This window comes from Nocardia puris (assembly GCF_036051655.1).
Lineage (GTDB): Bacteria > Actinomycetota > Actinomycetes > Mycobacteriales > Mycobacteriaceae > Nocardia > Nocardia puris.
In genome coordinates, this window is sequence record NZ_CP107943.1 from 5,079,611 (window position 1) to 5,097,516 (window position 17,906).

18 protein-coding genes are annotated in these 17,906 nt (G+C 70.2%); 9 read left to right on the forward strand and 9 right to left on the reverse strand.

Annotated features, from left to right (window positions below; genetic code table 11):
- Position 1 precedes the first annotated feature (1 nt).
- A complete protein-coding gene (gcvT, locus tag OHB21_RS23520) occupies positions 2–1,102 on the forward strand; it encodes a glycine cleavage system aminomethyltransferase GcvT (protein ID WP_067511134.1) in 1,101 nt (366 codons plus the stop codon).
- A gap of 27 nt (positions 1,103–1,129) precedes the next feature.
- Positions 1,130–2,230, forward strand: coding sequence for a branched-chain amino acid aminotransferase (locus OHB21_RS23525; protein WP_067511133.1), 1,101 nt, complete (start codon positions 1,130–1,132; stop codon positions 2,228–2,230).
- 49 nt (positions 2,231–2,279) lie between these two features.
- Here OHB21_RS23525 and OHB21_RS23530 read toward each other — a convergent pair whose 3' ends face one another.
- Together OHB21_RS23530 and OHB21_RS23535 are read right to left on the reverse strand one after the other, a co-directional pair.
- On the reverse strand, positions 2,280–2,993 hold the full coding sequence (locus OHB21_RS23530; protein ID WP_067511132.1) for an MBL fold metallo-hydrolase: 714 nt from the start codon (positions 2,991–2,993) through the stop codon (positions 2,280–2,282).
- Positions 2,994–3,427: 434 nt separating this feature from the next.
- Complete coding sequence (locus OHB21_RS23535; RefSeq protein WP_067511131.1) at positions 3,428–3,820, reverse strand: winged helix-turn-helix transcriptional regulator; 393 nt, start codon at positions 3,818–3,820, stop codon at positions 3,428–3,430.
- A 137-nt stretch (positions 3,821–3,957) separates the two neighbouring features.
- Here OHB21_RS23535 and OHB21_RS23540 point away from each other — a divergent pair, with 137 nt between their 5' ends.
- Positions 3,958–5,313, forward strand: a complete 1,356-nt coding sequence (locus OHB21_RS23540) for an MFS transporter (protein WP_232331813.1) — start codon at positions 3,958–3,960, stop codon at positions 5,311–5,313.
- On the opposite strand, the gene OHB21_RS23545 is transcribed toward OHB21_RS23540, so the two are convergent.
- The 4 genes from OHB21_RS23545 to OHB21_RS23560 form a co-directional block, all read right to left on the reverse strand.
- The gene (locus tag OHB21_RS23545) at positions 5,310–6,062 is read right to left on the reverse strand and encodes an adenosylcobinamide-GDP ribazoletransferase (RefSeq protein WP_195126026.1); all 753 of its coding nucleotides are present in this window, start codon (positions 6,060–6,062) and stop codon (positions 5,310–5,312) included. The two genes, OHB21_RS23540 and OHB21_RS23545, sit on opposite strands and share 4 nt — an antisense overlap.
- A 37-nt stretch (positions 6,063–6,099) precedes the next feature.
- Complete coding sequence (cobT, locus tag OHB21_RS23550; protein ID WP_067511129.1) at positions 6,100–7,173, reverse strand: nicotinate-nucleotide--dimethylbenzimidazole phosphoribosyltransferase; 1,074 nt, start codon at positions 7,171–7,173, stop codon at positions 6,100–6,102.
- A gap of 134 nt (positions 7,174–7,307) precedes the next feature.
- The gene (cobU, locus tag OHB21_RS23555) at positions 7,308–7,856 is read right to left on the reverse strand and encodes a bifunctional adenosylcobinamide kinase/adenosylcobinamide-phosphate guanylyltransferase (RefSeq protein WP_324192116.1); all 549 of its coding nucleotides are present in this window, start codon (positions 7,854–7,856) and stop codon (positions 7,308–7,310) included.
- 492 nt (positions 7,857–8,348) lie between these two features.
- Complete coding sequence (locus OHB21_RS23560; RefSeq protein ID WP_067511128.1) at positions 8,349–9,323, reverse strand: helix-turn-helix domain-containing protein; 975 nt, start codon at positions 9,321–9,323, stop codon at positions 8,349–8,351.
- An 86-nt stretch (positions 9,324–9,409) separates the two neighbouring features.
- On the opposite strand from OHB21_RS23560, the gene OHB21_RS23565 reads away from it, so the two are divergent.
- Positions 9,410–9,571, forward strand: a complete 162-nt coding sequence (locus OHB21_RS23565; protein ID WP_195126025.1) for a hypothetical protein — start codon at positions 9,410–9,412, stop codon at positions 9,569–9,571.
- A 57-nt stretch (positions 9,572–9,628) separates the two neighbouring features.
- Here the strand turns inward: OHB21_RS23565 and OHB21_RS23570 are convergent, their stop codons facing one another.
- Complete coding sequence (locus OHB21_RS23570) at positions 9,629–10,300, reverse strand: DUF3043 domain-containing protein (protein WP_067511127.1); 672 nt, start codon at positions 10,298–10,300, stop codon at positions 9,629–9,631.
- A gap of 186 nt (positions 10,301–10,486) precedes the next feature.
- On the opposite strand from OHB21_RS23570, the gene OHB21_RS23575 reads away from it, so the two are divergent.
- Both OHB21_RS23575 and OHB21_RS23580 read left to right on the forward strand, forming a co-directional pair.
- Complete coding sequence (locus OHB21_RS23575; protein WP_067511126.1) at positions 10,487–10,828, forward strand: HesB/IscA family protein; 342 nt, start codon at positions 10,487–10,489, stop codon at positions 10,826–10,828.
- 118 nt (positions 10,829–10,946) lie between these two features.
- Complete coding sequence (locus tag OHB21_RS23580) at positions 10,947–11,915, forward strand: carbohydrate kinase family protein (protein ID WP_067511147.1); 969 nt, start codon at positions 10,947–10,949, stop codon at positions 11,913–11,915.
- A gap of 95 nt (positions 11,916–12,010) precedes the next feature.
- On the opposite strand, the gene asnB is transcribed toward OHB21_RS23580, so the two are convergent.
- Complete coding sequence (gene asnB, locus OHB21_RS23585) at positions 12,011–13,954, reverse strand: asparagine synthase (glutamine-hydrolyzing) (protein ID WP_067511125.1); 1,944 nt, start codon at positions 13,952–13,954, stop codon at positions 12,011–12,013.
- A gap of 371 nt (positions 13,955–14,325) precedes the next feature.
- Here asnB and ctaC point away from each other — a divergent pair, with 371 nt between their 5' ends.
- The 3 genes from ctaC to OHB21_RS23600 all read left to right on the forward strand — a co-directional run bounded on the left by ctaC (position 14,326) and on the right by OHB21_RS23600 (position 16,599).
- Entirely contained in the window at positions 14,326–15,438 is a 1,113-nt protein-coding gene (gene ctaC / locus OHB21_RS23590) for an aa3-type cytochrome oxidase subunit II (RefSeq protein WP_084537877.1), read from the forward strand.
- Between the two features lie 13 nt (positions 15,439–15,451).
- Complete coding sequence (locus OHB21_RS23595; RefSeq protein WP_067511124.1) at positions 15,452–15,868, forward strand: cytochrome c oxidase subunit 4; 417 nt, start codon at positions 15,452–15,454, stop codon at positions 15,866–15,868.
- 83 nt (positions 15,869–15,951) lie between these two features.
- Positions 15,952–16,599, forward strand: a complete 648-nt coding sequence (locus OHB21_RS23600; protein WP_067511123.1) for a GntR family transcriptional regulator — start codon at positions 15,952–15,954, stop codon at positions 16,597–16,599.
- A gap of 37 nt (positions 16,600–16,636) precedes the next feature.
- Here the strand turns inward: OHB21_RS23600 and OHB21_RS23605 are convergent, their stop codons facing one another.
- Positions 16,637–17,137: a nucleoside deaminase gene (locus tag OHB21_RS23605; RefSeq protein ID WP_067511122.1), complete on the reverse strand. Its 501-nt coding sequence runs from the start codon at positions 17,135–17,137 to the stop codon at positions 16,637–16,639.
- Between the last annotated feature and the right edge of the window lie 769 nt (positions 17,138–17,906).

Below are 17,906 nucleotides of genomic sequence, written 5' to 3' on the forward strand. Positions count from 1 at the left end.
CGTGACCGATACGAACCTGCTGCAGGGCCCCATCCATGACGTCCACGTCGAGCTCGGCGCGACCTTCGCGCCGTTCGGCGGATGGGAGATGCCGGTCTCGTACGCGGGGACGGTCGGTGAGCACCAGGCGGTGCGCACGGCCGTGGGGCTGTTCGACGTGAGCCACCTCGGCAAGGCGACGGTGCGCGGTCCCGGCGCGGCGGCGTTCGTGAACGCGGCGCTGACCAACGACCTGAACCGCATCCGTCCCGGCAAGGCGCAGTACACGCTGTGCTGTACGCCCGAGGGCGGCGTGATCGACGACCTGATCGCCTACTACGTGTCCGAGGACGAGATCTTCCTCGTCCCGAACGCGGCCAACACCGCCGCCGTCGTCGCCGAACTGTCGAAGACCGCGCCCGACGGGATCACGGTCACCGACGAGCACCGCGACTACGCCGTGTTCGCCGTGCAGGGCCCGCGCTCGGCCGAGGTGCTCGCGGCGCTCGGCCTGCCCACCGAGATGGAGTACATGGCCTACGCCGACGCGGAGTGGGACGGCCGTCCCGTCCGCGTCTGCCGCACGGGCTACACGGGCGAACACGGCTACGAACTGCTGCCGCGCTGGGCCGACGCCACCCCGCTGTTCCGCGCGCTGCTGGAGCAGGTGCGCGCGGCCGACGGCCAGCCGGCCGGGCTCGGCGCGCGCGACACCTTGCGCACCGAGATGGGTTACCCGCTGCACGGTCACGAACTGTCCCTGGACATTTCGCCGGTGCAGGCGCGGGCCGGCTGGGCCGTCGGCTGGAAGAAGCCCGAGTTCTGGGGCCGCGAGGCGCTGACGGCGGAGAAGGTGGCCGGCCCGCGCCGCGCGCTGCTCGGCCTGCGCGCCCTCGACCGCGGCGTGCTGCGGCAGGGCCAGACCGTGCTGCGCGACGGCGAACCGGTCGGCGAGACCACCTCCGGCACGTTCTCCCCGACGCTCAAGATCGGCATCGCGCTCGCGCTGCTCGACACCGGCGCGGATCTGGAACCGGGGACCGAGGTGGAGGTCGACGTGCGCGGGCGCCGCCTGCGCTGCGAGGTCGTCAAGCCGCCGTTCGTCCGGGCCCGCACGGCGTGACCGGCCGGGGCCGATAGGATCTAGCGCATGACCGCCGCCGCACAGTTCGTCCATGTTCCCCATCCAGCGCCCGTCCCGGCGCAGCGGGTACAGGAGATCTTGGCGGCACCCGGATTCGGCCGGTACTTCACCGACCACATGGTCTCGATCGACTACACCGAGGGCCAGGGCTGGTCCAACGCGCGCGTCGAGCCGTACGGACCGCTGCCGATGGACCCGGCCACCATGGTGTTCCACTACGGCCAGGCCATCTTCGAGGGCTTGAAGGCCTACCGCCAGGCCGACGGCAGCGTCTCCTGTTTCCGGATCGACGCCAATGCCGCCCGCTTCCGCCGCTCCGCCGCCCGCATGGCGATGGCCGAGCTGCCCGAGGAACTGTTCATCGAGTCGGTGCGCCAGCTGCTCGAGGTCGATGAGCGCTGGGTGCCCGCCGCGGGCGGTGAGGAGTCGCTGTACCTGCGGCCCTTCATGTTCGCCACCGAGGCCGGGCTCGGCGTGAAGCCCGCCGAGTCCTACAAGTACCTGCTGCTCGGCTCGCCCGCGGGCGCGTACTTCCCGCGCGGTGTGAAGCCGGTGCGGGTGTGGCTGTCCACCGAGTACGTGCGGGCCGCGCCCGGCGGCACCGGCGAGGCGAAGGTGGCGGGCAACTACGCCGCCTCGCTGCTCGCGCAGGCGCAGGCCACCGAGAAGGGCTGCGACCAGGTGGTGTGGCTGGACGCCTGCGACCGCCGCTACGTCGAGGAGATGGGCACCAATAACCTCTTCTTCGTGTTCGGGTCCGGTTCGGAGGCCCGCTTGGTGACGCCGGAGCTGTCCGGCTCGCTGCTGCCCGGCATCACCCGCGACTCGCTGCTCACCCTGGCCGCCGATTCGGGCTACCCCGTGGAGGAGCGCAAGATCACGGTCGAGGAATGGCGCAAGGGCGCCGAATCCGGCGAGATCACCGAGGTTTTCGCGTGCGGGACGGCCGCCGTGATCACGCCCGTCGGCTGGGTGCGCTCGGCCGAGGGCGAGTTCACCATCGGCGGCGGGGAGCCGGGCGAGGTGACGATGGCGCTGCGGGACACGTTGACCGGCATCCAGCGCGGGACGTTCGCCGATATCCACGGGTGGATGCGCGGGATGTGAGCGGTGGGGTATGGCCCGCGCGGAGCGTCCGCGCGGGCCTTCGCCTCGTCTAGCCGGGCATGAGCATCTGCCACTGCTCCAGCGTCTGCGGGCGCATGACGTAGTTGTTGTCGCGGATGTGCGAGAGTGCCGCGCTGGGTTCCTGCGAGTACCAGTGGCCCGGGTACACCACCGGGTCGCCCGACAGGCCCGCCAGATACCGCAGGCTGCGGAACATCTCGTCGGAATCGCCGCCCGGGAAATCGGTGCGGCCGCAGCCGTCCACGAACAGCGTGTCGCCCGCGATGAGGCGGTTGTCGAACAGGAAGCACTGGCTGCCCGGCGTGTGGCCGGGCGTGTGTAGTAGTTCGATCTCGAACGCGCCGACCGTGATCTTGTCGCCGTGCTCGTGACCGGTCAGCTCGCTCGGCGCGATGCCGGTGACGTTGGCGACCCAGTCCAGCTCCTGCTTGTTCACGTGCACGGGGACGCTGGTCTTCTCGAGGAGTTCGCGCACGCCGCGCAGGGTGAAGCCGAGCATGGAGCCGCCGACGTGGTCGGGGTGGTGGTGGGTGGCGAGCACGCCGGTGAGACGCAGGCCGTCGGCCTCGGCGAGGTCGGCCAGATCGCCCGCCGCGTAGGCCGGGTCCACCACGACGCATTCGCCCGTCTCCCGATCGCCGATCAGGTACGCGAAATTCCGCATCTGTGTCGCGATCGGATCACCGGCCGCGTAGTCCCGTCCGGACAACAGCTGACGAAAATAGAGGCGTTCGGAAGACATACGCACACAGTAGAGCCCGACCCAGACGGTTTGCGCGCCGGTGTGCGAAATATTCCGCGGGGTCTGTGCAAACAGGTAGCGAGCGGTGTCCGGGAGCCCAGTCGGCGGGGCCGAGATTGGTGATACCGGTGGTTCCGGTATTTCTGCCGGGCCGCGGCGGGCGGGCGATGTTTGCGAATATGGTTGTCCGCCAGTCGTTTTCCGACGTCAATGGGGGTTTCCGGGGTGGTGGGCCCGCGCGCGGGGTGGTGGACCGGTCCGGTGCTGCGCGAATTTCGGTCCGGGGCCGGGTGCTCGTCCGGGCGAACCGTGCCCGGAGAATTAGCGGCGCCGCGAAGAGACGAAGCTCATATCCGCGATGGCCGGATATGTCGGCGCAGGCGGTGGCGTGCGGAAATGGCGCGGCGAATTCCGGTGAATGAGGCATTTGTGATCTACAACACTATGTCGTGGTGGCGTGGGTGTGCCCCCTCGGCCTCGAGCCCGGCGATGTAGGCGGCGCCCCAGGAATTCAGTCCGTCGACGAAGTCGCGCAGTCCCTCGCCGGTGGCGGTGAGCGAGTACTCCACGCGGGGTGGCACCTGCGCGAAGGTGCGGCGGGACACGATGCCGTCCTGTTCGAGTTCGCGCAGTTGGCGGGTGAGCACGCGCGGGGTGACGTCACCGACGCGGCGGCGCAGCTCCCCGTAGCGCAGCGGTCCGTCCAGGAGGTGTTTGACGACGGTCATCTTCCATGCCCCGCCCAGGACCGCGATGCTCACTTCCACGGGGCACACCGCGATCGCGCGCCGTACCGGGCCGCGCACGCCCTCGTCCTCGACCGTCATCGCGGGCACCTCCTTCGTGGCGGGTAAGTATCCATCTCATCCATATGGACGAAATTGTGCATACTCACGATTCTGCTCCTTTGATGCTAGACCGGATATGTCGGCGAGGTGCGCACCGCGCACTCGAAGGGAGGCACGTGAGTATTTCCGGGAGCAAGACCCAGGCCGGTGTCGGGCGGCGCGTTCATCCGGCGTGGACGATGGTGGGGGTCGCGGCGCTCGTGCTGGTCGCGGCGGGGTCGTTCACCACCCTCGCCGGGCTGATCACCGAGCCGCTCGTCGAGTCGCGCGGGTGGACGCGGACCGGAATCGGGATCGGCGTGGCTGTCAACATGGTGCTGTACGGGGTGGTCGCGCCGTTCACCGCGGCGCTGATGGATCGCTACGGGGTGCGCCGGATCACCTCCTACGCACTGGGTCTGCTCGTCGTGAGTTCGCTGTCGCTGGCGATGCTGATGCCCTCGGTGTACTGGTTCGTGCTCTGGTGGGGACTGCTGGTCGGCGTCGGAACCGGTTCGCTCACCATGGTTTTCGGCGCGACGGTCGCGAATCGCTGGTTCCGCGGCAAGATCGGCACCGCGACCGGATTGCTCACGGCGGCGAGCGTCTTCGGGCAGTTCGCCCTGCTCCCGCTGCTGTCTTTGGTACTGGCACACGGCGAGTGGCGCGGACCGGTGCTGGTGTGCGGTGGGCTCGCCGTGGTGGCGTTGATCGTGGTGCGAATGTTCTTGCGGGACAGTCCGGATTCGATCGGGGTGGATCCGTATGGGGTGGATGCGAGAGGTGTGGTTCGGAGCTCCGGTGCGTGTGCGGCAGTGGAGTGCGACGCCGATCCGTTCGCGCGGACGGTGCGGGCGTTCGGGAAAAGCCTGCGGGACCGTCGGTTCTGGATTCTCGCCGTGATGTTCGCGCTGTGCGGGGCGACCACCAATGGGCTGATGTGGAGTCACTTCACGCCGGCCGCGCACGATCACGGGATGGGGGCGACGGCCGCATCCAGCTTGCTCGCCGTCATCGGTGTCGCCAATATCCTCGGCACCGTCGGTGCGGGGTGGTTGACCGATCGGGTGGAGCCGCGGGTGCTGCTCGCGGTGTTCTTCCTCGGGCGGGGTGTGGCGCTCGCGGCGCTGCCGTTCCTGTTCGGCAGCGGGCTCGCCCCCGATCTGGTCGCGTTCGCCGTCGTGTTCGGGATCCTCGACGTCGCGACCGTGCCGCCGACGCTCGCGCTGTGCCGCCACTACTTCGCCGAGGACAGCGCGCTCACCTTCGGCTTCGTCAGCGTGTTCCACCAGATCGGCGCGGGCGCGATGGCGCTCACCGGCGGATTGATCCGGGAAGTGGACGGTTCGTACACGGCCGTGTGGATTTCGGCGGCCGCCGTGTGCGCCGTGGCCGCGGTGCTGGGTGGGGTGACCACCCGCGTGCATCGGGGCGCGCGTGTGCGGAAGGCGGAAGTCGATGCTGAACCGTCTGCTGTGCGAAGCCGGTACTAGTGGCCGCCCAGGGAGAAGCCGAAGGCGGTTGCGGCGACGGTGATTTCGAGGGTGGCGCCGAGGACGTCGCCGGAGAGGCCGCCGAACCGGCTTACCGTATGCCGCACCAGGATCGCCGTGAGGGCGACGGCCAGAACAACCGTTGCCGGGCCGAGCCACGGTCGGTCGGGGACCGCGAAGATCGCCGCCAGGAGCGCGGCCAGCATCCACAGGGATGCGGTCAGGGGTGACTGGGTGCCCGCCACCAGCGTTCCGAATCCGGAGCCCGGAGCCGCGGCCGTGCCGCGCAGACAGGCGGGCACCACCACGACGCGGCCCGCCGTGATCGCCAGCGCGACCGCGAACCAGCGCCCCTCAGAGGCCAGCGCGGCGAACGAGAACGCTTGGACGCCAACGGCGATCACGATCGCGGCGACACCGAACGGTCCCGCGCCACCGCCCTTCATGATCTCCCTGGCGCGTTCCGGCGGACCGTAGCTGCCGAGGCCGTCCATGGTGTCGGAGAGGCCGTCCAGGTGCATGCCGCGTGTGATCAGCGCCAGCGCGGCCACGGTGAGCAGCCCGGCCAGGGGAGCGCTCGCCCCGGCCCCCGCCAGCACCCACAGCAGCCCGGTGGCCGCCGCGCCGAGCACGAGGCCGACCACCGGGGCGAAGGCGATGGCACGGGCGGCGGCGGGGCGGTCCACGTCGTCCGGCCCGCGCACCGGAAGGACGGTCAGCCAGGAGAACGCGAGGCGTAACCCGTTCACCGCGAACCGCATTCGAGCGGGGCGCCGGCCGTGGAATTCATTTCCGCAAATTCGGCGCGGCCGGTTCGGCGTCCTTGGTGCTGACCCCCGCTTCGCCGAAGGTCGCCATCTCGGCCAGTGCCGCGACGGCGGCCCGGAGGATGGGCAGGGCGGTGAGGGCGCCGGACCCTTCGCCGAGGCGCATCTCCAGGTCCACCAGCGGTTCCAGGCGCAACTGCTTCAGGGCGAGGTTGTGGGACGGTTCGGTGGAACGGTGCCCGGCCAGCCACCACGCCTTCGCACCGGCCGCCAGGTCCTCCGCGACGAGCGCGGCGGCGGTGACGACGAGGCCGTCCAGGATCACCGGCGTCCGCCGCGCCGCCGCCTGGGCGAGGAAGCCGGCCATCGCGGCCAGGTCGGCGCCACCCGCGACGCGCAGCAGATCGACCGGATCCTTCAGCACCGGGCGGGCCCGGCGCATGGCGTCGCGCACGGCCGCGACCTTGCGGCACCAGCCCGCATCGTCGATGCCGGTGCCGCGCCCCACGGCGACCACCGGTTCGGTGTCGGTGAGCGAGGCGATCAGGACGGTGGCCGGCGTGGTGTTGCCGATGCCCATATCGCCCGCGATCAGCAGATCCGCGCCGCCGTCGATCTCCTCGTCGGCGATGGCTCGCCCGGCGGCCAGCGCGGTGGCGACCTCGTCGTCGGACAGGGCGTCCTCGCGGTCGATGGCGCCGCTGGAACGGCGCACCTTGTGCGCGGAGATCGACGGATCGGTGTCGGCGTCGACCGCGATATCGGCCACTCGCACCGTCGCGCCGGCCAGCGCGGCCAGGGCGTTCACCGCCGCGCCGCCGCTCAGGAAGTTGGCGACCATCTGCGCGGTCACCTCGCTCGGATACGCCGAGACGCCGTGTGCGGCCACGCCGTGATCGCCCGCGAACACCACCACCCGGGCGCGGCGGAACTGCGCGGGCGGGCACACACCCTGGCAGGCGGCGACCCAGTTGCCCAGCTCCTCCAGCCGTCCCAGCGCCCCGGCGGGCTTCGTCAGCTGCGCCTGCCGCTGTTCGGCGGCCGCGCGGATCTGCGCGTCGGGGGCGGCAACCGGTCCGAATCCGTCTGTCACTGTCGAGCCTCTCCGGTCGGGCGGGGGCGGCGCCCTCCGCGGGGCGCGGCCGGTCCGCCGCGAGCAACACCGCGCCCAATCTTGCCCGGCCGGTCCGCGGCGGGGCGCACCCACCCGTCCGTGTCGGGTGCGGATCACTTCAGGCGCAGGGGAAGTCCCGCGACCACCAGCACCACCTCGTCGCACGCGGCGGCCAAACGCTGGTTGAGCATGCCGATCTCGTCGCGGAACAGCCGGCCCGAGCGCGTCGCGGGGACGACGCCCATCCCCACCTCCGGACTCACCAGGATCAGGCGGTGCGCGTACGCCGCGACGGCGGCGACGAGTGCGTCGGCGTCGGGCGCGACGGTGCCGCGCGGGGCTTCCCACGCCCCGAGGGCGTCGATGCGGGCCGTGAGCCAAGTGCCGATATCGTCGACGAGCGTCGCGCCGGGCGTCGCGTCGGCGAGAACGGCCGCCGCGTCGGCACTTTCGACCACCGACCACGTCGCGGGCCTGCGCTCCCGATGCCGCGCGATGCGCTCGGCGAAGTCGAGATCGGCGGGATCGGGCACCGACGTCGCCACGTAGCGGACCGCGCCCGACTCCTCCGCCAGCCTCTCGGCATACGCGGACTTGCCCGACCGCGCCCCGCCGAGCACCAGCGTCCGCCTCGGACGCGCACCAGAGGAATCTGCGGACACCCGCGTGACGGTACCAACAGCGGGCCCGACGTCGGCATCACCGCGCACGAACAGCGGCTCGTGCCCGGCGATCGAGGTTCCACCACGGCCACCAAGTCGGCGACCTGAACAGCCCTGGCCATCGCAGCCCCGGTCCGGCGGCGGGCTGTGCAGGTCGGCACGCCACCTTCCTTCCGGTCTCGCTGGGCGAGCATGTCGGACCACGGCTGTCCGGCGTGATGGTGTGGGTCCGAAGGTCGGGAGACGTGGATTTTCGGCCGGGGATGGACCGGCGAGAGAACAATGCACACGGGGCCGGTCCCTGGGCGGCTCGCGCTGTGACCGTGCGCCGGAGCGAGATAGTCGCCCGGCTCGGCGGCAGACCCACCCGCCACTGCCCTCGACCACGTCAACCGGTACGACCTGCCGCACGCGATCGAACCCGCCGATGTCCGGCTCCGGCTGCTGACGGGACGGGTTCACCGGGAGCCAGTCGGCCGTGCGGCCTGACGCTCAGGACCCCGACATCGCCCGACCGAAGCGGCGGCGGTATTCGGTGGGGGAGATGCCGACCAGGCGCTGGAAGTGGTGGCGCAGGAGGGCGCCGGAGCCGAAGCCGGCGCGGGAGGCGATCTGCTCGAGGCCCTGGTCGGTGTCCTCCAGCAGGTGTTTGGCGTGCAGGACGCGCTGGTTGGTGAGCCATTTCACCGGGGTGGTGCCGGTCTCGGCGGCGAAGCGGCGGGCGAAGGTGCGGGTGGACATGTTCGAGCGGGCGGCCAGTTCGTCCACGGTGTGCGGCAGGTCGAGGTGCTCGTTCATCCACTGGAGCGTGGTGGCGAGCCCGTCGGAGGAGCACTGGGCGACCGGGCGTTCGATGAACTGACGTTGCCCGCCGTCGCGCTGCGGCGGCACCACCATGCGGCGGGCGATGCCGTTGGCGGCGGCGCTGCCGATCTCCCGGCGCACCAGGTGCAGGCACGCGTCGATCCCGGCCGCGGTGCCCGCGCTGGTGATGAGGTTGCCTTCGTCGACGAACAGCACGTCGGGATCCACGGTCGCCTGCGGATACATTTCGGCGAGCCGGTCGACATAGCGCCAGTGCGTCGTGCACTTCCTTCCGTCGAGCAGCCCGGCCGCGCCCGCGACGAATGCGCCCGAGCACACGGTCAGGATGATCGCCCCCGCGTCGGACGCCGCGCGCACCGCCTCGACGATGCGGATGTCGAGCCCTTCGGAGACGGCGAACGCGGGGGCCGCGGGCACCGCGACGAGATCGGCCCGCACGAGCTCGTCCAACGCGTGGTCCGGCGTGACGGACACGCCGGGTGTGGTGGAGCGCAACGGCTTTCCGGGTTCGACCCCGCAGACCTTGAAGTCGAAACCGGGCAGCCCGTCGGCGGTGCGGTCCAGGCCGAACACCTCGCACACGACGCCGAATTCGAACATGGCGAGCCGCTCGTAGAGCACCACCGCGACCTTGGACAACATCGTCCCAGCGTAGCTGGCCGGATCTTTACGGACAATGGCTCTACTGCCACTTTCGGCGGTAATTCAACGAGCGAAAAATTACTGCCATGTTCGGAGTAATCGTCACCCTCGCCCTGATCTTCGCCTTCCTTGTCACCGTCGGCGTCCTGCTCGCCAGGATCGAAGGCCACGCCGGCTCGTCCGACGTTGTCGACCGCGATGCCCAGCGCCTGCGCGCCGAACTCGACGCCATCTCCCACCACCGGTGAAAGCGCCGAACTCCCCGCCCGTGATCGATGTCACGGACGGGGAGTTCGGGGCAGGTCTCAGACCGCTTCGCCGGGCTTCACGCGCGGCTTCGGCGCCCGCATCTTGCGGATCTGGGAGGCGCGCACGAAGGCGTACCAGCCCAGGCGGAACCCGGTGTCGGTGGTGTCGGGGTAGCGCTCGCGCACCCGGTTGTTCACGATGCGGCCCAGGATCACGCCCTCGACGGCCATGAACAGCATCATGACCAGCATGATCAGTGTCACCAGCGATTGCAGGCCGGGCGCCGCGAACATCGACATGATCAGCACCAGCGCCATCGGCATGAACAGCCCGACCAGGTTGCGGCGGGCGTCGACCAGATCGCGCACGTAGGCCCGGACCGGGCCCTTGTCGCGCGGCAGCAGGTACTTGTCCTCCCCGGCCAGCATGCGCGCGCGGCGCTCCTGGGTGGCGAGCCTGCGCTCGGCGGCGGCCGCCTTGCGCTCCTCTTTGTTGCCGCGGTTGGCCTTGCGCCGGGCCCGCGCCTCCTTCGCCGTCAGCGGGGCGGGCGCGACCGGGCCGCGCCGCTTGCCTTCCGCGTCACGGCGTTTCGGCGTGGGCCTGCCCTTGCCGGGGGTGGCGGTCTGGGTGGTCTTGGTGGTGGTAGCGGTCGAGCCGCCCTCCGCGTCCGCCGGGGTGTCGGCGATCGCGTCGGTGGTGCTGGACTCGCCGCGACGGAACAACTTCACAGCAACCAGGCTATTCGATCCCGCCACGTGCCGGAAACGCGGCCGCCCCGCCGACACGGAACCGTGAGGTCGGCTGACCGCGAACGGCCGGGGAGTGGCAAGATGGGGAATAGCAGCCCGCCCGACGGTGTTGACCCACGAGCCGTGCAGTTCACGGGTTGACCACGCTGTCCTCGAGGAGACTTCATGACCGAGACGATCACCCACGGTGTGACTCTGACCGATGCCGCCGCCGCCAAGGCGAAGGCCCTGCTGGACCAGGAAGGTCGCGACGACCTCGCCCTGCGCATCGCCGTGCAGCCGGGTGGCTGCGCCGGCCTGCGCTACCAGCTCTTCTTCGACGACCGCAGCCTCGACGGCGACCTGACCGTCGACTTCGGCGGCGTGACGCTGGCCGTGGACCGGATGAGCGCCCCCTACGTGCAGGGTGCCTCGATCGACTTCGTCGACACCATCGAGAAGCAGGGTTTCACCATCGACAACCCGAACGCCACCGGCTCCTGCGCCTGCGGCGACTCCTTCAACTGAGGCGTGTTCGCCCGGCCGGACCGGCCCGGGCGCGGTGGTGCATCGGCTACGGTGAGAGCGGGGGTTTCGATCTCCGCTCTCTTCCGTCTGCCGCCTACCGTTGAAGGACTCCGCTCTCGTGTCCATCGCCGTGTCCGCGTCCATCGCGACCGATCACCTCATGCGCTTCCCCGGTCGGTTCGCCGAGGCACTTCTGGCCGATCAGCTCGACCACGTCTCGCTGAGCTTCCTCGTCGACGACCTGCAGATCCGCCGTGGCGGCGTCGCGGGCAACATCGCCTTCGCCATGGGCGTGCTGAATCGCACACCCCTGCTGGTCGGCGCGGTGGGCGCCGACTTCGCCGACTACCGTGCCTGGCTGGAACAGCACGGCGTGGACTGCTCGGTGGTGCACGTCTCCGACCGCGCCCACACCGCCCGCTTCGTCTGCACCACCGATGACGACATGGCCCAGATCGCGTCGTTCTACCCGGGCGCGATGAGCGAGGCCCGCGACATCTCCCTGGCCGAGCTGGCCGAGCGCAAGCAGATCGACCTGGTGCTGGTCGGCGCGAACGATCCCGAGGCGATGCTGCGCCACACCGAGGAGGCCAGGGAACTGGGCATCCCGTTCGCGGCCGACCCCTCCCAGCAGCTGGCCCGTCTCGACGGCGACCAGTCCGTGCGCCTGATAGACGGCGCCGCATACCTTTTCACCAACAAGTACGAGTGGGCGCTGCTGTTGCAGAAGACCGGGCTCGACGAGGCCGAGGTGGCGCGACGGGTCGGCATCCGCGTCACCACCCTGGGCGCCGACGGCGTGCTGGTGGTGGACCGCGACGGCACCGAGGTGCGCGTCGGCGTGGTGCCCGAGCGCACCAAGGTCGAGCCCACCGGCGTCGGCGACGCGTTCCGCGCGGGCTTCCTGACCGGCCACACCGCGGGGCTGAGCCTGGAGCGCTCCGCCCAGCTGGGTTCGCTGGTGGCGGTGCTGGTGCTGGAGACCATGGGCACCCAGGAGTGGACCCTGAACAAGGACGACGCCCTGGAACGCCTCACCGCCGCCTACGGCGCCGAAGCGGCCGCCGATATCAAGCCGCTGCTGTAAGCACCTGAGACGAGCGAACGCCCCTTCGAATCCGAGCCGCACTCTCTCCAGAGCGGGTGACCGGACACGAAGGGGCGTTCGCCGTCTCGCTGGCGCTACAGGCTGACCGGGTAGACCGGCTCCTGGATCTCCGGCTTGATCCGGTTCTCCACGAAGATGCCGTGCCAGACCATGAACACCAGCAGCGTCCACAGGCGGCGGCTGTGATCGGAGCGGCCCGCGCGGTGGTCGTCGAGCATGGTCTTGATGGCGGCCTTGTCGAGCAGGTGATCGGTCTGGGAGTCGGCGATCTGCGCCTGCGCCCAGTCGAACAGTTCGGTGCCGCGCAGCCAATGCCGCAGGGGCACCGGGAATCCCAGCTTGGCGCGGTGCAGCACGTGCGGGGGCACGATGCCCTCCAGCGCCTGGCGCAGCGCGTACTTGGTGGTGTCCTTGGTGATCTTCTGCTCGAACGGGATCTGCTCGGCGACCCGCAGCACCTCGGCGTCCAGGAACGGCACCCGCAGCTCGAGCGAGTTGGCCATGGTCATCTTGTCGGCCTTGACCAGGATGTCGCCGCGCAGCCAGGTGAACAGGTCGAGGTGCTGCATGCGCGCCACCGGGTCCCAGCCGCGCGACTGCGCGTAGATCGGGGCGGTGACGTCCTGATGGGTCCATTCGGGCCGGAATTCGCGCAGCACGGCGCGCAGCTGGGCATCGTTGAAGCTGCGGGCGTTGCCGTAGTAGCGCTCCTCGAGCGTCAGCGAGCCGCGGTGCAGCAGGCTCTTGCCGCGCTTGCCGTCGGGGATGCGATCCGACAGCCGCCCGGCCAGCTTGCGCAGCCCGGCGGGAAGGTACTCGAAAGGCTTGAGCGACAGCGGCTCCCGATAGATCGTGTACCCGCCGAACAGCTCGTCGGCGCCCTCGCCCGACAGCACCACCTTGACGTGCTTGCGTGCCTCCTTCGCCACGAAATACAGCGGCACCAGCGCCGGGTCGGCCACGGGATCGTCGAGGTACCAGACGATTTCGGGGATGGCGGCGGCGAACTCGGCGGGGGAGACCACCTTGACCACGTGGCGCGCGCCGATCGCGGCGGCGCTCTCGGCGGCCACGTCCACCTCGGAGTAGCCCTCGCGCTCGAACCCGGTGGTGAACGTGATCAGGTTCGGGTTGTGGCGCATGGCCAGCGCGGCGACGGCGGTGGAGTCGATCCCGCCGGACAGGAACGAGCCGACGGTGACATCGGCGCGCATGTGCTTGGCGACCGAGTCCTCGAGGGCCTGCGCGATCTCGCGGTAGCGAGCGGCCTCGGAGCCGGGGGTGAACGCCCGCACCGGGAACTCAGGGCGGAAGTAGCGGGTGATCTCGGGCCGCGCGCCCGGACGCACCACGGCGTAGGTGCCGGACTCGAGCCTGCGGATCGCCTTGTGCAGGGTTTCGGGCTCGGGCACGTACTGGAGCACCGTGTAGTGCTCGAGCGCGCGCGGGTCCAGATCGTCGGTGAGGCCGAGCGCGGGCAGCAGGTCCAGCAGGCTCTTCTTCTCGCTGGCGAACGCCGTGCCGCCGGGGCCGGTGGCCAGGAACAGCGGCTTGATGCCGAACGGGTCGCGGGCCAGGAACAGCTCGCCGGTCTCGGTGTCCCAGATCGCGAAGGCGAACATGCCGCGCAGGCGGCGCACCGCGTCGGCGCCCCAGTAGTGGAAGGCCGCGACGATGGTCTCGCTGTCGCCCTCGGTGGCGAACATCGCGCCGTCGGCGAACTCGGCGCCGTGCGCGGCGCTCAGCTCCTCGCGCAGCTCGATGTAGTTGTAGATCTCGCCGTTGAAGGTCAGCGCGTAGCGCTGCGGGTTGTCGGCGGGACCCCAGCGCAGCGGCTGGTGCGAATGCTCGATATCGATGATGGACAGGCGGTTGAAGCCGAAGACCAGGTGGTCGTCGTGCCAGGTTCCGCGCTCGTCCGGGCCGCGGTGGCGCATGCAGTGCAGCGCGTCGTACACCTGGTCGACCACATCGGATGTCGCCGCGTCAGCTGTCAGGAATCCGAGCAGTCCGCACACGGTGTCGGCAACCTCGTCTCTCCGGTCGGGACGCCGCGTCGGCGTCCGGAAATGTTCTGCGGGATGGTGCGTGGCGCACGCGCACGCGAGCGGCGCGCCGCGCGGCCGGAATATCGCGTCCGAGTATGCCGCATAGGGGGTCTATCCGCCTCGGGCCCACCGTATCCAGCGCGGATGCGCCGGTGTTCGCGCCGGGATCGGCTCGCGCGGAGTGTCGAACGTGACCCGGCGGCGAACCGGGCGCCGGTTTGGTCTACGCTGCGTAGTACTCAGGTCGTTCTCAGGTGGCGCACGCGGTGCCGGGAACGCCCTGACATGTGCTTGAAAGTGTCGCCGGGGCGGATCACGGCTCGCGGCGGCACACTGTCGGAATGTGTGGCGACCAGGAAGGCGTGAGCGTGGCGCACAAGGCGAGCGAAGAGATCGGGGCACGACCCGTACGGGGTCAGGGCCGCATCCTTCGGCGGGCCGGGCTGGCGGTGTCCTTGGGGATCACCGCGCTGCTCGTCTCGGGCTGCTCGATCGACAATGTTTGGCTGCGGTTCGGCTGGCCCTCGGGTGTCACCCCGCAGGCCACCCGGATGCGGGAGCTGTGGACCTGGTCCGTCATCGCCGCGCTGGCGATGGGCGTGCTGGTCTGGGGCCTGACCTTCTGGACCATCGCGTTCCACCGCAAGAAGAAGGACTCCCCGGAGTTCCCCCGCCAGACCGGCTACAACGTGTCGCTCGAGCTGACCTACACGGCCATCCCGTTCGTCATCATCGCGGTGCTGTTCTACTTCACCGTGGTGGTGCAGAACTACGTCCACGAGAAGGTGGACAACCCGGACGTGGTCGTCGACGTCACCGCCTTCCAGTGGAACTGGAAGTTCGGCTACCGCACCGTCGACTTCAAGGACGGCTACCAGTTCGACGGCGTCGACGCCGACCGCCAGGCGGCCGCGCAGGCGCAGCTGGAGGGCTACCAGAAGCGCACGGACGCGGAAGGCCACCCGAACCCCGGCCCGGTGCACGGCAAGCCGGAGCAGGACATCCTCTCCTACCTGAAGTACAACACCGTCGAGACCGTCGGCACCTCCACCGAGGTTCCGGTCCTGGTGCTGCCGACCGGCAAGATCATCGAGTTCGAGCTCGCCGCCACCGACGTCATCCACTCCTTCTGGGTGCCGGAGTTCCTGTTCAAGCGCGACGTGATGCCGAACCCGAAGGAGAACAACTCCGACAACGTCTTCCAGATCACGAAGATCGAGAAGGAAGGCGCCTTCGTCGGCCGCTGCGCCGAGATGTGCGGTACCTTCCACTCGATGATGAACTTCGAGGTCAGGGCGGTGTCGCCGGAGCGGTTCACCGAGTATCTGGACGCGCGACGCTCGGGTCTGACCAACGCCCAGGCGCTCGAGGCGATCGGCGAGTCGCCGGTCTCCATCTCGACCCAGCCGTTCAACACCGATCGCTCGGCCAAGAGCGCGCCCGAGAGCAAGTGAGGACTGATCCGACATGAAGATCGAAGCGCGCATTTTCGAACTGCTGACGGTGTTCTTCATCCTCGTCGGCGTCGTCTACGCCTTCTTCACCGCGCAGTCGCGCACCGGCGTGGAGTGGGCGGGCACCACCGCCATCGTGCTCACCGCGGGTCTGTCGCTGATCGTCGGCACCTACTTCCGGTTCATCGCGCGCCGCCTCGACCTGCGTCCCGAGGACTACGAAGACGCCGAGATCGTCGACGGCGCGGGCGACCTGGGCTTCTTCTCCCCGGGCAGCCCCTGGCCGATCACCCTCGCGGCCGCCGGTTCGGTCACCGCGCTGGGCCTGGCGTTCTTCGAGCCCTGGCTGATCGCCGTCGGCGTGGTGTGCGTGATCGTCGCCGCCGCGGGCCTGGTGTTCGAGTACCACCTGGGTCCCGAGAAGCACTGATCCGAATTCTCGCGAACGCCCGGCCGGAACCCCTTTCCGGCCGGGCGTTCTCGTGTGTGCGGGGGCGTGTCAGACTGTCGGCCATGAGTGGCGCTGAGGTGTTCGAGCCCGAGTCGCGGCGGGTGGTCCGGCGGTTGCGGGGGGAGATCATCGAGGGTGTCCGGCGGCCCGGCAGCAAGCTGATCGAACGCGAGCTGGCCGCCGAACTGGGCGTGAGCCGCCTGCCGATTCGCGACGCGCTGCGGGAGCTGGTGGCCGAGGGGCTGGTGACGCCGCGCCCGCGCAGCTGGGCGGTGGTGCGGGAGTTCACCGCCGCCGACATCTCCGATCTGTACGAGGTGCGCACGGCGTTCGAGGTGATGGCGTTCCGGTTGGCGGCCGAGCGGGCGAGCCGGGAAGGGTTGCGCCGGTTGCGCGCCCGGCTGGACGACGAGTGGGCGGCGGCGCGGGCCGGTGACGCGGTGGGGGCGCGACGGGCGGCCGCGGATTTTCACGAGATCGTGGTGGAGCTGGCCGCGAACGAACTGCTCGGTGAGCTGGAGCGGACGTTGCGCAGCCGGATGCGGTGGTTATTGGCGCAGCACGACGATCTGCTGCTGGTGGCGGAGGAGCACGAGCAGTTGTTCCTGGCGGTCGCGGCGCGGGATGGGGAGCGGGCGGCGCGGTTGGCGGCGAAGCATGTGGAGACGAGTCGGGAGTTGGCGGCGGGGCGGGAAGGGGTGGGGGAGTAGGGGGTTCTCCGGCAGGGAGCGGGGAGGGGCCGGTAGGTCAGTTCTCGGGGAGGCCGAGGCTGCGGGCGTGGAGGGCTTTGATCTCGTCGGTGAGGGTCGGGTCGGGGCCCGCGACGGGGATGTGCGGCGCGATGGCGTTGATGGGGAGGGCGGCGACCGGGCTCGCCGGGGCGCCCCAGCCGGCGCGCCACTCGGTGAGCTGAGCGGAGCTCGCGACGTAGACGATGCGGCCGAGGCCGGCCCAGGCGTGGGCGGCGCTGCACATCGGGCAGTGTTCGCCGGAGGTGTAGACGACACTGGTCGCGCGGCGCTGCGGGGGTAGTTCGGCGGCGGCCCACCGCGCCAGTTCGAATTCCGGGTGCTGGGTGTGGTCGACGGTGTTGTCGCGGTTGCGCGCCTCCCGCAGCACCCGGCCGTCGGCGTCGACGAGGACGGAGCCGAACGGCTGGTCGCCGGCGTCGAGGGCTTCGCGCGCGAGGTCGACGCAGCGCCGGAGGTGGGCGTGGTCGGTGTCGGTGAGGTGGGTGTGGTCGGGCATGGGTTCAGGCTACTCCCTCTTTTGGTATGCCAATTATTCGGATTCTGACCTATAGGCGGCGTCGATTCGGGCGATTGGTACTGCGACTTGCCGGTGTCCGTTGGTCTGGGCACGCTGAAATGGCATACCAAAAGGAGTTGGCCAGTGAGACCTTCTCTCGTCGGTGCGACGCTGTCGCGTGGTCGCCGTGCTGCTGTAGTTCTCGTCGCGGTTGCCGCGGCGGTCGGTGCGTGCGGGGAATCGGTCGTATCGGATTCGGTGTCGGCGCCTGTGTCGGCCGGGTCGTCGACGTCCGAGAGTCCCGAGGGCGCGCCCGGTCCGCCGACCTCGGACCGAAGACGAGGTCGACGCGGCTGGGGCTCGTCCGTGCGGTGGGCGGCATCGGAGGTGTGTGGTCCGTGTGGTGGAGCGTCGACGGGGCGAATCGTCCGTGCGAACCCCGAACTGTGCGGACCGCGGCTCGGCCCTTGGCCGTCGCCGAGACCAGCCCGACCGGGACCGACTGTCCGCCAAGCGGTGTCGGTGACGAAGGGCTGCCCGCGCGAACCGACTCGTGCCGACAGCGACCACCGTCCGCGCCGGTCCGCCTCGCTGACTACCGATAGGCGCCCTCTCACACAGCGTCGCGCCCTCACATTCCCCACCCGCGGACTCGCCGCGGGTGATCTGACAAGGAGTGTGATCCGCGTGAGCGGCGGGCGATCTCGGTTCGGGCCTGCCGCCGGTCGGTGCGCGCGATCGGTCCGGCACCACCCGCTCGTCGGCGCGC